The organism is Rhizobium sp. RU33A (assembly GCF_900156055.1).
Classification (GTDB): Bacteria; Pseudomonadota; Alphaproteobacteria; order Rhizobiales; family Rhizobiaceae; genus Allorhizobium.
The window spans coordinates 485,910-498,643 of the sequence record NZ_FTMQ01000002.1; the positions used below are offsets into that span (position 1 = coordinate 485,910).

12 protein-coding genes are annotated in these 12,734 nt (G+C 61.9%); 3 read left to right on the forward strand and 9 right to left on the reverse strand.

All coding sequences use genetic code 11. The features are described 5' to 3' along the window. Positions 1-143: 143 nt before the first annotated feature. Positions 144-1,586 carry a homospermidine synthase gene (locus tag BW978_RS08240; protein WP_076394009.1) on the reverse strand — a complete coding sequence of 481 codons (1,443 nt, stop codon included), beginning with the start codon at positions 1,584-1,586 and terminating at the stop codon, positions 144-146. Between the two features lie 142 nt (positions 1,587-1,728). After that, the gene (locus BW978_RS08245; protein ID WP_076394011.1) at positions 1,729-2,583 is read right to left on the reverse strand and encodes a heme-dependent oxidative N-demethylase family protein; all 855 of its coding nucleotides are present in this window, start codon (positions 2,581-2,583) and stop codon (positions 1,729-1,731) included. A 100-nt stretch (positions 2,584-2,683) separates the two neighbouring features. Between BW978_RS08245 and BW978_RS08250 the strand changes: the two genes are divergently transcribed. Then, entirely contained in the window at positions 2,684-2,941 is a 258-nt protein-coding gene (locus BW978_RS08250) for a hypothetical protein (RefSeq protein ID WP_076394013.1), read from the forward strand. A 331-nt stretch (positions 2,942-3,272) separates the two neighbouring features. Here BW978_RS08250 and BW978_RS08260 read toward each other — a convergent pair whose 3' ends face one another. The 4 genes from BW978_RS08260 to BW978_RS08275 are packed head-to-tail and all read right to left on the reverse strand — an operon-like array spanning position 3,273 to position 7,207. Beyond that, positions 3,273-3,557 carry a YciI family protein gene (locus BW978_RS08260; RefSeq protein ID WP_076394017.1) on the reverse strand — a complete coding sequence of 95 codons (285 nt, stop codon included), beginning with the start codon at positions 3,555-3,557 and terminating at the stop codon, positions 3,273-3,275. 8 nt (positions 3,558-3,565) lie between these two features. Next, complete coding sequence (locus tag BW978_RS08265) at positions 3,566-4,186, reverse strand: aminotransferase class IV family protein (RefSeq protein ID WP_083697536.1); 621 nt, start codon at positions 4,184-4,186, stop codon at positions 3,566-3,568. Next, the gene (locus BW978_RS08270; protein WP_076394021.1) at positions 4,171-5,334 is read right to left on the reverse strand and encodes an aminodeoxychorismate synthase component I; all 1,164 of its coding nucleotides are present in this window, start codon (positions 5,332-5,334) and stop codon (positions 4,171-4,173) included. The genes BW978_RS08265 and BW978_RS08270 overlap by 16 nt, the downstream gene beginning before the upstream one ends. Before the next feature lie 22 nt (positions 5,335-5,356). Beyond that, positions 5,357-7,207: a M3 family oligoendopeptidase gene (locus tag BW978_RS08275; protein WP_076394023.1), complete on the reverse strand. Its 1,851-nt coding sequence runs from the start codon at positions 7,205-7,207 to the stop codon at positions 5,357-5,359. Positions 7,208-7,460: 253 nt separating this feature from the next. On the opposite strand from BW978_RS08275, the gene BW978_RS08280 reads away from it, so the two are divergent. Together BW978_RS08280 and BW978_RS08285 are read left to right on the forward strand one after the other, a co-directional pair. Beyond that, positions 7,461-8,978 (forward strand): sigma-54-dependent transcriptional regulator, encoded by a 1,518-nt coding sequence (locus tag BW978_RS08280; RefSeq protein WP_076394025.1) that lies wholly within the window; start codon positions 7,461-7,463, stop codon positions 8,976-8,978. A gap of 188 nt (positions 8,979-9,166) precedes the next feature. Continuing rightward, positions 9,167-11,011 (forward strand): peptidoglycan L,D-endopeptidase MepK, encoded by a 1,845-nt coding sequence (locus BW978_RS08285; protein WP_083697537.1) that lies wholly within the window; start codon positions 9,167-9,169, stop codon positions 11,009-11,011. Positions 11,012-11,089: 78 nt separating this feature from the next. Here BW978_RS08285 and BW978_RS08290 read toward each other — a convergent pair whose 3' ends face one another. From BW978_RS08290 to BW978_RS08300, 3 genes are all read right to left on the reverse strand, one after another. Continuing rightward, positions 11,090-11,356 carry a DUF2312 domain-containing protein gene (locus BW978_RS08290; RefSeq protein WP_054148241.1) on the reverse strand — a complete coding sequence of 89 codons (267 nt, stop codon included), beginning with the start codon at positions 11,354-11,356 and terminating at the stop codon, positions 11,090-11,092. A gap of 105 nt (positions 11,357-11,461) precedes the next feature. Continuing rightward, positions 11,462-11,767, reverse strand: a complete 306-nt coding sequence (locus tag BW978_RS08295; RefSeq protein ID WP_076394029.1) for a DUF1244 domain-containing protein — start codon at positions 11,765-11,767, stop codon at positions 11,462-11,464. A gap of 11 nt (positions 11,768-11,778) precedes the next feature. Continuing rightward, positions 11,779-12,588: an N-formylglutamate amidohydrolase gene (locus tag BW978_RS08300; protein ID WP_076394031.1), complete on the reverse strand. Its 810-nt coding sequence runs from the start codon at positions 12,586-12,588 to the stop codon at positions 11,779-11,781. Between the last annotated feature and the right edge of the window lie 146 nt (positions 12,589-12,734).

The following is a 12,734-nucleotide window of genomic DNA, read 5'->3' on the forward strand; positions in this document are numbered from 1 at the left end:
GTTTGCGTTGTCGTCGAGAACATGCCGCGAAGCCTCGGCCAAAGCAAGGCGAAAGCCTTGTATTGCCGGGGTTATCCCGTCCTTGCTTTCAACGAGAAAGGCCCGCCGCGAGCGACGGGCCTTAAGCTCTTGCCTGAAACCGCTTATCGGACCAGGATGTTCCGGAATTGCCACGGATCCTTTTCGTCGAGGTCTTCCGGGAAGAGGCCCGGGCGACCGTCGAGCGGGGTCCAGTCGGTGTAGTGGCCTTCGACCGGGCCGAGATAAGGCGTCTGCACTTCGAGGCAGCGCTTGTAGTCCATCTCGTCGGCTTCGACGATGCCAGCCTTCGGGTTCTCGAGCGCCCATACCATGCCGGCGAGCACGGCAGAGGTCACCTGCAGGCCGGTTGCGTTCTGATAGGGCGCGATGCGGCGGGTTTCTTCGAGCGAGAGGCGCGAGCCGAACCAGTAGGCGTTCTTTTCATGACCGTAGAGCAGCACGCCGAGCTCGTCGACGCCATCCACCAGTTCGTCTTCGTTCAGCACGTGCAGCACCGGCTGCTGCGTGCCGCCATTGCCGAACATCTCGTGCAGCGAAAGCACGGCGTCGTTGGCCGGGTGGTAGGCATAGTGGCAGGTCGGGCGATAGACGACTTCGCCATCCTTCTCGACGGTGAAATAGTCGGCGATCGAGATCGACTCGTTGTGGGTGACGAGGAAGCCATATTGCGGGCCGGGCGTCGGGCACCAGGTGCGAACGCGGGTGTTGGCGCCCGGCTGCTCCAGGTAGATCGCGGCCTTGCAGCCTTTCTTGTGCTTCTTGGCGTTCTTCGGCATCCAGTTTTCATGGGTGCCCCAGCCGAGTTCGGAGGGCTGCAGGCCTTCCGAGATGAAGCCTTCGGCCGACCATGTGTTCCAGAAGACGTTGAGCGGCTTCGGGTTCTTGGTACGCTGGGTGTCGCGTTCGGCGATGTGCACGCCCTTGACGCCGACCTTCTTCATCAGCTTGGCCCAGCCGTCACGATCGTTCTGATCAGGCTCGTCGAACTTGATGCCGATTTCATGGGCGAGGTTGACGAGACCCTGCTTGACGAACCAGGAGACCATGCCCGGGTTTGCGCCGCAGGTGGACACGGCCGTCGTGCCGCCCGGGTTCTTCGCCTTTTCCTGGCGCACGGTTTCGCGCAGCGCATAATTGGTGCGCTCGGAATTCTTCATGTTCTTGTCGAAGTAGAAGCCGAGCCAGGGCTCGACCACCGTGTCGATGTAAAGGACGTCGAGCTTGCGGCAGAGCTTCATCAGGTCGAGCGATCCGGTGTCGACCGACAGGTTGACGCAGAAGCCCTGGCCTTCGCCTTCGGTCAGAAGCGGCTTCAGCAGCTTCTTGTAGTTGTCCTTCGTCACATGCGCCTGGATGTGCTTGATGCCGTGCTTGGCGAGAAGCTCTGCCTCATCGTTGCGCGGGTCGATGACGACCATCCGGCTCTTGTCGAACTTGAAGTGGCGTTCGATCAGCGGCAGGGTGCCGCGGCCGATCGAGCCGAAGCCGATCATCACGATCGGGCCGGTGATCTCGCCGTAAACCGGGTAGGTCATTTCGCTCATTTCCGTCTCCTTGGAGGCCCGGTCGTTGTGCCTGGGCCATGTTTCCGACCTGTCTTGTGCGGCCGGAGCGATACTGGCGGTTCTAGATCACAAAAATCTGACACAATAAAGAGTACGGGCATGGGGGTGAGGGGCCTCACCGCTAATTTTCGAGTGCTGTATCTTGCCGCAGGTGGGCGACGAGGCGATCACGCTGGATGTCGAGGCCCTTGTATCGGAGCTGATCGCCAGCCAACCCCTCCAGCTGCTCGGCCAGGGCTACGCGGAGCCTTGGGCCTTCCGGGTGGTTCCTGAACGCCGTCACGGGGTCCAGATAGATGCGGATCGTGAAGACGATCGCGCCTGTCACAGGCAGTTTCGTCAGTGTCTGGCGCTCGACACGCACCACGGCTTCGCGCGGTTCAGCGTCGTCGTTGCGGCCAGTTTCCGGGTGAAAGAGCTTTGGCCGCCAGTTGATCGACCAGTTGAAACGCTCGGCGGGCAGGCCGGGCGCCAAATTGTCGAAGATGCGGTTGATCATGACGGCATTGCGCGTGCCGCCCTGGAACCCCGGCACATGCTCGTGGACCTCCTCCATTGGACGGTCGAACTTCTCCGCAAGCGACCAGGAGGATGGGAAGGAGAGATGGGCCGCCGCGATCGACCAGCCGGCCTCGCGCTTTATCATGATGACGAGATCGTCCTGCACGAGCATCCCGGCGCGCAGAAGCGGTGGCCTGTTATCATCGCTCGGGCCTGTCTCGGGCATGAGCTGCGGATGATGGGCGTTGAGATTGGCGGTGAGGGCTGCGAGACATTCCGCCTGGGCGGGGAGACTGTCTTCGGTCGCCCGGAAGACGTCCTCGAGCCGTGTCGCCGCCAGCGCGCGCTTTTCGCTCAGGTACCTATCGCAGTCTGCATCCGGTTCGATCCAGCGGGTCGGGTCGAGGGCGGACAGACCGATGGTGAAGGGGCGCGTCGGGCTGGCGTATGGTGTGTGGGTGAGTGATGAGGACATGGAGAAGTCAGCCTTGTTTGCTGTCAGCCTGCCGCCTTGCTATCATGATGACAAGATGTCTCGGTGTGTTCCACGTCGTTTGGATCGGGGAGTTTCTTCAATGTCAGGACAGCTGGAGCGCATTGCCCTCTCGCATGAGACTATCTCGCGGTTAAGATCGTCAGCGGCCCAGAGCCAACGCTACGAACGCGAATTGCTGGAGGAAGCTGTCGTCGAGTATCTTGATCGGCACGAGATGGAACTGGCTGCCGTCGAAAACGGTATGGCTCTGGCCGGCGCGGACGGGTTGATTTCCCACGATGCGATGAAAGCTCTGGCTTCAGAGCTGGGGAACGTCAGAAGAAGTCCAAGCCCCTGAAACTGGCATCAGCCGGTAATGCAGATGAGGGTCGTCTGGTCTACGACCGCGCGGTAAGACCTCGTTCATATCAGAGCTTATATTGCCCGGTTCCATCCTATGGCTGCGCGCAATGTCGGTAACCACATCATTGAATCTGTCGACAGTATTTCTAGACATCCAGAACTTGGCACAAGGACCAGGCTGGCGGGTGTTCGCAGACTGGTGGTGTCTGGCGCGCCTTATGTGATCTACTACAGGCTGGCGGCTAATCGGATCGAGGTCCTTGAAGTCTTCGATGGCAGGCGCGCTGTTCCTCGAACAATCACGATTGAAGAATGAGCCTGGTGTTTCAACCCTTCAACCCTTCCAGCCCCGCCGCCGTCCGCGTCACCGCCACTTCCGTGATCTCGTAAACTGCTATGCCTTCAAGCGTGAAAGGATCGGCCGCGACATAAGCCTCGATCTCGGCCCTTGCACATCTGGCCAAAATCACGCCGCCGGTGCGCGGGTTCTTGCGGCCCGACGCCAGAAACATGCCGCTATCATAACCGGCGTTCACCCAGTCCATGTGCGGGGCCATGAAACGATCGGCATCCTCGGTGGGCTTTACATAGGTGAGGGAGAGAATGAACATGATCGCCCCTAATCAATGAGTTCTGCGCGGATCAGGCCGCGCAGGGAATTGCCGACGAAAAGCTTGCGCTGGCGAAGGTCGTCGAGTTTCAGCACCTCGCCACGCGCCTTGCGCTCCCGGATGAGTTCGGCGCGCAACACGCCGGGCAGGAGGCCGCTGGTTAGAGGCGGCGTGAGCAGCATGCCGTCGGCTGCTTCGGCAAACAGGTTGGTGATCGTGCCCTCGCAGACCTCTCCCCGCTCGTTCAGCAGGATCACTTCGTCGGCCTCATCCCTGGAAAACTCGGCGCGCGCGGCCTCGTAAGGCTCGCGGCGGGATGTCTTGTGTCGGAACAGGCTGTCTTCGGACTGCAGACGGGTCTTGGCGATCTTCAGGCGCCAGACCGTTTCCTCCGGGATCGGCTCGAAGGGCGTCGCGGTCACCTCCATCTTGCCGCGATAGGTCATGACGAGGCGCACGCGCAGTGGTGTATCGCCGGACACTTCCTTCTCGAGCTTGCCTTTTGCGTCCTGTGGTTGGCGGAAACCCAGTGCATCGGCAGACCGGGACAGACGGCGCAGATGCTGGTCGAGCCGCAGAAAGCCTGCGTCCGGCTGCCACCGCATCGTCTCGATCAGCGAGAAATCCATTGGTCTCCCAGGGCAAAACGCGCCTTCAGTAGGCATTCCTCGTATTCGGCCTCTGCCTTCGAATCGAAGACGATACCGCCGCCGACATTGAAGACGGCGCGTCCGCCGTTGAAAAGGGAGATGGTGCGGATGGCCACTGAAAATCGCATGGGGCCGGCAGGGTCGCACCAGCCGATTGCTCCGCAATAGACGTCACGCGGCCCAGCTTCGAGTTCGTGCAGGATGCGCATGGCCCACATTTTCGGGGCGCCAGTCACGGAGCCGCACGGGAAGAGGGCGGCCATGATCTCGGGCAGGCCGATTTCGGGCAGGAGCCTGGCGCGGACATAGCTGACCATTTGATGCACGGTTGGATAGGTTTCGATGGCGAAGAGTTTGGGGACCGAGAGTGTACCGACCTCTGTGATGACGGAGACATCGTTGCGCAGGAGGTCAACGATCATCCTGTTCTCGGCTTGCGTCTTCTCGTCGGCGAGCATCGCTTCGATGATCGCGTCGTCTTCCTCGGGGCTTGCACCACGCGGTGCTGTGCCCTTCATCGGACGCGTTTCGATCCAGCCATCCTCGTCGACCGAGAAGAAGAGTTCGGGCGAGCGGGAGAGAATCACGGGACCGATGCCGTCATCGATCAGTGCTCCATAATGCACCGGCTGGCGACCGACGAGCGACCAGAAGGCGGCGCGGGCATCGCCGTCCCAGCGCGCCTCGACGGGCATGGTGAGATTGGCCTGATAGCAGTCACCTTTGCGCAAGTGATGATGCAGGCGATCGAAGCGGCGCCGATAGTTTTCAAGATCCCAGCCCGCGCGTGGGTCGCTCAAGAGCGGCGCGTTCGGAATGTTCGAGGGCGCCTGTGCCAGCAGGTGCCCCGCCGGTGCGGGAGCGTCGTAGACCCCCATCGATATCAGCGGCGTCTCACGCCCATTTTCGATGAGGGGCCTGAGCTTCGGTTCGAAAACGAAGCCCGCCTCATAGGAAATGTACCCCGCCAGCCACTTGCCGGCCTTCCGGGCAGCCTCCAGTCGGGCGAGCGCCGGTTCGACCTCGTCTGCCGTCCGGGCGACGACAAGCGTCTCCGGTTCGGCAAAGACGAGGCTTGTCCCCGCGCGGTCGTCGCGGAAGAGCGCATAGGGCGCGTGGTCACGCATGGGATGTCGGCAGCTCCGCTGTTCAGGCCGCCTTATCTAGCGCTTCCAACTCGTCGATCAGCCCCTCGATCATCGACAGACCCTTGGCCCAGAACGACGGATCGGTGGCGTCGAGGCCGAAGGGAGCCAAAAGCTCGGAGTGATGCTTGGTGCCGCCGGCCTTCAGAAGCTCGAAATACTTCGCCTGGAAGCCCTGGTCGGCGTTCTGGTAGACGGCATAGAGCGAGTTCACCAGGCAATCGCCGAAGGCATAGGCATAGACGTAGAAGGGCGAGTGGATGAAGTGGGGGATATAGGCCCACCAGTTCTCATAGCCTTCCGAGATCTTGATCGCCGGCCCCAGGCTTTCCTGCTGAACGGAGAGCCACAATTCGCCGATTTTCTCGGCCGTCAGTTCGCCTTCCTTGCGAGCCGTGTGGATCTTGCGCTCGAACTGGTAGAAGGCGATCTGGCGTACGACCGTATTGATCATGTCCTCGACCTTCTGGGCGAGCATGGCCTTCCTCTCGCGCTTGTCCGTCGTCTTGTCGAGGAGGGCGCGGAAGGTCAGCATTTCGCCGAAGACGGAGGCCGTCTCAGCCAATGTCAGCGGGGTCTGGCACATCAGGGCGCCCTGACCGCCGGCCAGCACCTGGTGCACGCCGTGGCCAAGCTCATGGGCAAGCGTCATGACATCGCGCGGCTTGCCGAGGTAGTTGACGAGAACATAGGGGTGAGCCGAAGGCACCGTCGGATGGGCAAATGCACCCGGCGCCTTGCCGGGGCGGGCGGGGGCATCGATCCAGCCGCCGTCGAAGAAGCGTCCGGCGATGTCAGCCATTTCGGGCGCAAAGCCGCCATAGGCTGAAAGCACCGTGTCCTTGGCTTCGTCCCAGGAGATCAGTCTGTCAGGCGTTTCGGCAAGCGGCGCATTGCGGTCCCAGAAGTTCATCTGGTCCATGCCGAGCCACTTCGCCTTCATCTTGTAATAGCGATGCGACAGGCGCGGATAGGCTTCGCGTACGGCTTCAGCGAGTGCATCGACCACTTCGCGTTCCACGCGGTTGGCGAGATGGCGCGAGTCAGCGATGTCGTCGAAACCGCGCCAGCGGTCGGAGATGTCCTTGTCCTTGGCGAGCGTGTTGGTCACCAAAGTGAAGATGCGGATATTGTCCTTGAAGGTCTTCGACAGGGCTTCGGCGGCGAGCTTGCGCTTTTCCGGATTGGCATCCTGCAGAAGCGTCAGCGTCGGCTCGAGCGGCATTTCGTCTTCGCCCACCTTGAAGCGCAGCGAAGCCAGCGTCTCGTCGAACAGGCGGTTGAAGGCGGCGGCACCCGTCTGCGACTTTTCCAGGAAGAGCTGCTCGATGCGGTCGTCGAGCTGGAAGGGCTTGTCCTTGCGCAGGTCGACGATCCAGGGGCGGAAGTGGGCGAGAGCGGGATGGCGGTCCATGGCGGCGTCGACGGCGTCGTCGGGCAGGCGGTTGAGTTCCAGCGGGAAGAAGAGCAGGCGCGACGACATGTCCGTCAGCTTGGCCTGGATGTCGCCGAAGAACTTGCCGTTCGCCGGATTGGTCATGTCTGAATAATAAGTGAGGCCAGCATAGGAGGCTATCCGACCCAGCAGGTCTTCCAGTGCTTCCATCTCGCGCAGCGTTTCGGCCAGAGAGCCGTCACCAACGGTTTCGAGAGCGGCTGCGAGTTTGCCCTTCCACTTCATCTCAAAGGCAAGCGCATCGGCGCCGGCCTTCTCGACGGCACCGAGAAATTCCGACGAGGTCTGGCCGGGATAGAGGTCGTCAAGTTTCCAGACGGGGAGGTCGCCGAGGTTTTGATCCGTGCTCGCGGAGGCCTGGGTGACGGGGCTTAAGGCGGGGCGGCGGTCGATCATCATGGTGACGTCCTTTCTCTCGTTCTTTGCGGAGATGTAGTCAGTCGCCCGCCGATGGGCAAGCAGCCGGGTGTGCCGGAGTGGTGCGACCTGAGCGAGCCGATTGCCGCAGCGCCTCTGTGGATTGTGCCATAAACGGTTAAGGACCGTTAAAATGTTAGGTTTTCTCCCAAGAACATCTTCAGGCCTTTCTGCCAGTCTCCCTCGCGATAACCCAGGAGCGCGAACGCGCCGAAACAGCCTCGGGGAGCGCAAGTTGACCGCACAGATTCTACTCATCGATGAAGATGCCGCCGAGCGCCGCAGCATGAAGGCTGCTATAGAAGCGCACGGCCATGCCGTTCATGTCGCCGACACCGCGCCTGCGGGTCTCGAACTCTTCCGCCGCCAATCCGAGCAAGTCGGTGTGGTGGTGCTCGACGTCACGTCCGCAGACGGCCTGAACCCCAGCGTCATTCCCATGCTCGCCGAGATCAATCCGAGCGTGCCCGTCATCGTCTGCACCACCCAAGGCGCGACCGAAACCGCGCTCAACGCCGTGCGTGCGGGCGCCTTTGACTTCCTCGTCAAGCCGATCGCCCAGGAGCGGCTGATCGGTGCCATCGAATCGGCACTGAAGATCCATCGCACCAGCCTGCAGGGCCGCACGCCGCGCCGGGCCCGCAGCGGCGCGGTCAGCTTTTCCGACGTCGTTGCCGCGAGTGCGGCCATGTCGCGCGTCGTGGAACTTGGTCGTCGGGCAGCGCAGTCGATGATCCCCGTGATGCTCGAAGGGGAAGCCGGCGTCGGCAAGGAACTCGTGGCGCGCGCCATCCATGCCGCCAGCGATCGGTCGTCCCGTCCGTTCGTTTCGGTCAACTGCAATGCCATCTCGCCCGCGCAGATTGAAGACGTGTTGTTCGGCAACGAAACCCAGACAGGCAAGGTTGCCGAGGCCGAGGGTGGCACGCTTTTCATCGAGGAGATCAGCGAGTTGCCGCCGGTCGGCCAGATGCGCCTGCTTGAAATCGTGCAGTCCGGCGAGGTGCATCGCAGCGGACAGACCAAGCCCTTGAAGGCCAATGTCCGTCTGGTCCTGGCGACCAACAAGGACCTGATCGAGGAGGTCAAGGCCGGACGTTTCCGCGAGGATCTCTACTACCGGGTCAACGTCTTTCCGATCACCATTGCCGCGCTCCGCCGCCGTAAGGAGGATATTCCGCATCTGATACGGGCCTTCGTCGAACGTTTTTCGCTCGAGCAGCGCCTGCCGCGGACCCTGCAGGTCGAATCCTCCGCGCTGGCCCTGCTGACCTCATTCGACTGGCCGGGCAATACGCGCCAGCTTGAGAACGCGATCTTCCGCGCCGTTGTTCTGGCGGAGGGCGTCAGTCTCAAGGAAAGTGACTTTCCGCAGATCGCAGCGCAGGTCACCGGCCATCGAAGTGCCGTCGGCGGCAGCGAGGCGCAGGCCGTCGTGTATGAGCCGAGCCCGATCGCCAAGGTTCAGGCCGCCCTTGCCGAGCGTGCAGCGAGCTTCAGCGGCGGCCAGTCGGCTCCATCCACAGGTTTTCAGGGATCGGCATCCGGCAATGTCATCGTCAGCACAGACGAGGCCGGCAATGTGCGCAAGCTAGCGGAGATCGAGGAGGAGCTGATCCGCTTCGCGCTGAAATTCTATCGCGGCCAGATGAGCCAAGTCGCCCGGAAGCTCGGCATCGGGCGGTCCACGCTCTACCGCAAGCTCAAGGATTACGGAATCGATCCCGACGATCCGCAGAAGGATGCCGCTTGATTTGCCTCAACCGTTCGATGTTAACTCTGGGGTAAGCTTAATCGCTTACCCAAGGGCTAAGCATTTGTTAGGCAAGCGTTCACCATAAAGGGATAGCTTGTGCGGATGTGGCAAATTTGCCATGGTATGACCGCATTTGACGTTCAATTCGGTTGGCGTGGGACGTAGTCTTTCGGACGGGGATTGCATTGCAGGCATCGCAGGACATCAGCGCGCTCTATGGACAAAACGAGCGCAAAATCCGGCTTGCGTCTGCACAGTCGGTGAGCCGGCTGTTGTCTTCGCTGTTTGCCGCCCTTCTCATGAGCTTCTGCTTCCTGCTCGGCAACGCCGCTTCAGCGCGTGCCGAGAGCCGCACACTCAACATCGAATTCGTGCACACCGGCGAACGCGCTTCGATCACCTTCAAGCGCAATGGCCGCTACGACCCCAAGGGTCTGAAACAGCTCAATTATATTCTCCGTGACTGGCGTCGCAACGAGCCGACGAAGATGGACCCGCGCCTCTTCGACCTCGTCTGGGAGGTTTATCGCCAGTCGCGTGCCAAGGGCTATATCAAGGTCGTCTCGGCCTATCGGTCGCCGGCGACGAACAACATGCTGCGTTCGCGCTCCAAGGGTGTCGCGAAGGAAAGCCAGCACATGCGCGGCACCGCGATGGACTTTTATATCCCCGGTGTTCCGCTGAAGACGCTGCGCGAAATCGGCGTGAAGATGCAGGCCGGCGGCGTCGGCTTTTATCCGAATTCCGGCTCGCCTTTCGTTCATATGGACGTGGCCGGTGTACGCGCCTGGCCGCGCATGAACCGCCAGGATCTCGTCCGTCTGTTCCCCGACGGCAAGACCGTCCACATTCCCTCCGACGGCAAGCCGCTGCCGGGCTACCAGCAGGCGCTCGCCGAATACAAGCGCCGTGTCGCATCCGGCAACACCGTGATGATCGCCGAGGAAAAGTCCTCCTCGCGTCCGCGCAACTTCCTCGCGATGCTGTTTGGCGGTGGTGATGAGGATGAAGTCGAGGACGTGCCGGAACCCGCCGCGCGTCCGGCAACGGCCCGGCCGCAGCCTGTACCTGCTGCGCCGCGCCAGCAGCCGGTCGGCGCGGCACAAGACCCGGTCATGGTCGCCAATGCACTCCCGGGCGTTGATGCTGCCGATGCGCCCGTCCCGCAGGCCCGTCCTTCGCTTCGCCCGGCTGATAACAGTCTTGCCGTTGCGCTTTATCAGCCGCCGCGCAATGCCGCAGAAGATGCCCTGCAGCAGGTCGCAAGTGGCGTGCCCACGCCGGCCAGCGCGCCGTCTGATGAATTTCCCGATCTCGCCTCGGTGAACGTGCCCGTACCGACGCTTCTGAATGCGCGTCCTGGTGCTGGTCCGACCGAAGGCGTGATGACGGCCTCGATCGATCCGAGCTCGGAAGCCATGCTTCTGGCTGAGGGAATGGCCGTACCGGTTCCGGCAGCCCGTCCGCAGGTCGCCGAGGCGCTGCTGGCCTCAGCCCAGGCGGAAGCCGAAGCGGAAGTCGACGAAGTGGAACAAGCGATCCTGTCGCCGGAAGCTGCTGCAGCGCTTGAAGACAGCACTGTGCCGGAAATGGCCGCGCCGATCCCGTCGAGCGCGCCCGCTCAGGCCGAACTTCGTGCCGCACCTGCACCGGCTGCAAAGCCCGTCGAGGTGGCCGCGATCCCGCCGCAACAGGAAGCCAGTGTCGAGTCGACCACGCAATTTGGCGACATGTTCGATGCGCCGTCCGAACCTGTGGCGGATGCCGATGCGGCGCTGCCGAAGAAGGGCGGTCGTCCGGGACAGGAAGATGCAGAGCGCGCGCACATGGCCATGTATGGCGGCACCCAGCTGACCAAGAACATGATCGAGCAGTGGGCGCTGAATCAGGGCAAGTTTGAATCCGTCGCCAAGCCGGTGAAAGCACCTCGCGTCGTGTCCCGTTCGCTCGTGGCACCCCCGACTGCTGTTCCGGACGGGTTCCGCCTCGATGCCACCACGGTCGATCCGAGCCGCTTCGGCGCTCCCTGATCTCCAGCTCTTCGCGATTGCAGACAAAAAGAAACCCGCCGGATCGGCGGGTTTTTTGTTGGTCACGATGCGCCTGCCTCAGCCTTCCGGCGGGCTCTCGATCATGCCGAGCGCGTGCAGGTAGGTGTCGAGGATCAGATCCTCTTCCATGCGCTCCTGGTCGTCCTTCTTGCGAAGCGCGATGACCTTCTTGAGGATCTTCGTGTCGAAGCCCATGGACTTGGCTTCGCCGTAGACATCCTTGATGTCGTCGGCGATGGTCTTCTTTTCTTCTTCCAGGCGCTCGATGCGTTCGACAAAGGCACGGAGCTGGTCGCGGGCGACGCCGTGAGCGGCATCAGACATGGGCAATCTCCTTCATTGCGGGGATGGCATTCTCGGGATGGTTTTCGTGGCGTCCACGTGCCGCGAAGCAGCGTCCGCGTCAAGTCCCAAAGCTTGAGGGACGCGTCATTCCTTCGGGCGGTTCTCTTCGAAGGCTTGCTGCTGATCGGCGCTTGCCTCGCGCTGATTGAGCGACTTCCATTCGTCGTAGGGCATGCCGTAGACGATCTCGCGGCTTTCGTCCTTGGTGAGGTCGAGGCCACTTTCCTTGGCGGCGTCGAGATACCAGTTGGACAGACAGTTTCGGCAGAAGCCGGCAAGGTTCATGAGGTCGATGTTCTGGACGTCGGGACGATTGCGCAGATGGGATACGAGCCGGCGAAAGGCGGCCGCTTCGAGTTCGGTCTGTTGGTCCTTGGTCGGGAGCGTCATGCTGTCCTCCTTCAGGGCGCGATGGGTTGGGCGGGGTAGGGTCCGGTGCGCGAGGCATGAATTTCATACTCGTGCAGCATCGGGTCGGCATTGAGGCGTTCGAAGATCGGCGCGAGGCGATCGGCCCAGGTGGAGACGCCGGCATCGTCGGCGATCAGATCCTGGCGCACTTCGAGAAGCGCATGCGGAATACCCGTGATCATGCAGTGACGATACATCGTGTCGCCCTTCAAGGCGCCATCATAGGGTTCGTTATCGCCGACGAGGACATCACCCGATGCCTCCAGACCTTCGATCAGTGGGCGCACGGCGCGGGCGTCGGTGTCCCAGAGGACTGCGGCGTGCCAGGGGCGGGGAACGCCCTTCCACGCTGGGGTATAGGAATGCAGAGAGAGAACGAGTGGGGCCTTGCCCGAGGCGTCCGCGACCTTGGCGATCACATCGGAGACCGCACGGTGGTAGGGCCGATGATAGGTCTCGATGCGATACTGCCATTCGTCTGTGGTGATCGGATGGTTGCCAGGCACGATGGCGCCGTCGGAGATGCGCATGATGATCGTCGGGTCATCCTCGCCGCGATTCGGATCGATCAGCAGACGGGAGAAGCGTGACATGACGGCGGGGACGCCAAGGCGGGCAGCCAGCTGGCGCGTCAGCGGCTCGATGCCGATGTCATAGGCAATGTGACGGCCGAAGGCACTGTCCGGAAGGCCAAGCTTTCCGTAGGGCTCGGGCACGATGTTCGTCGCGTGGTCGGCGAGAAGCACCAGGCCGGCGTCAAAACGGCCATCCAGAATCTCGAAAACGGGGGAAACATTCATCAGTTTGAAGCCATCGTCTGGTACAAGTGCTTGATCGCATGGGGAATGGGGGAGCGCAAGCTTTCATGGCTGTCACGTTTGTGCCAAGATCGAACATATACGTTCTGAGACTGGCCAAAGGCAGAAAATATAATCGATTAGAGTTG

Bases quoted from the DNA above. Each gene is read 5' to 3' on its own strand.
- BW978_RS08240 (WP_076394009.1), bottom strand. From the start codon at position 1,586: ATGAGCGAAATGACCTACCCGGTTTACGGCGAGATCACCGGCCCGATC.
- BW978_RS08245 (WP_076394011.1), bottom strand. From the start codon at position 2,583: ATGTCCTCATCACTCACCCACACACCATACGCCAGCCCGACGCGCCCC.
- BW978_RS08250 (WP_076394013.1), top strand. From the start codon at position 2,684: ATGTCAGGACAGCTGGAGCGCATTGCCCTCTCGCATGAGACTATCTCG.
- BW978_RS08260 (WP_076394017.1), bottom strand. From the start codon at position 3,557: ATGTTCATTCTCTCCCTCACCTATGTAAAGCCCACCGAGGATGCCGAT.
- BW978_RS08265 (WP_083697536.1), bottom strand. From the start codon at position 4,186: ATGGATTTCTCGCTGATCGAGACGATGCGGTGGCAGCCGGACGCAGGC.
- BW978_RS08270 (WP_076394021.1), bottom strand. From the start codon at position 5,334: ATGCGTGACCACGCGCCCTATGCGCTCTTCCGCGACGACCGCGCGGGG.
- BW978_RS08275 (WP_076394023.1), bottom strand. From the start codon at position 7,207: ATGATGATCGACCGCCGCCCCGCCTTAAGCCCCGTCACCCAGGCCTCC.
- BW978_RS08290 (WP_054148241.1), bottom strand. From the start codon at position 11,356: ATGTCTGATGCCGCTCACGGCGTCGCCCGCGACCAGCTCCGTGCCTTT.
- BW978_RS08295 (WP_076394029.1), bottom strand. From the start codon at position 11,767: ATGACGCTCCCGACCAAGGACCAACAGACCGAACTCGAAGCGGCCGCC.
- BW978_RS08300 (WP_076394031.1), bottom strand. From the start codon at position 12,588: ATGAATGTTTCCCCCGTTTTCGAGATTCTGGATGGCCGTTTTGACGCC.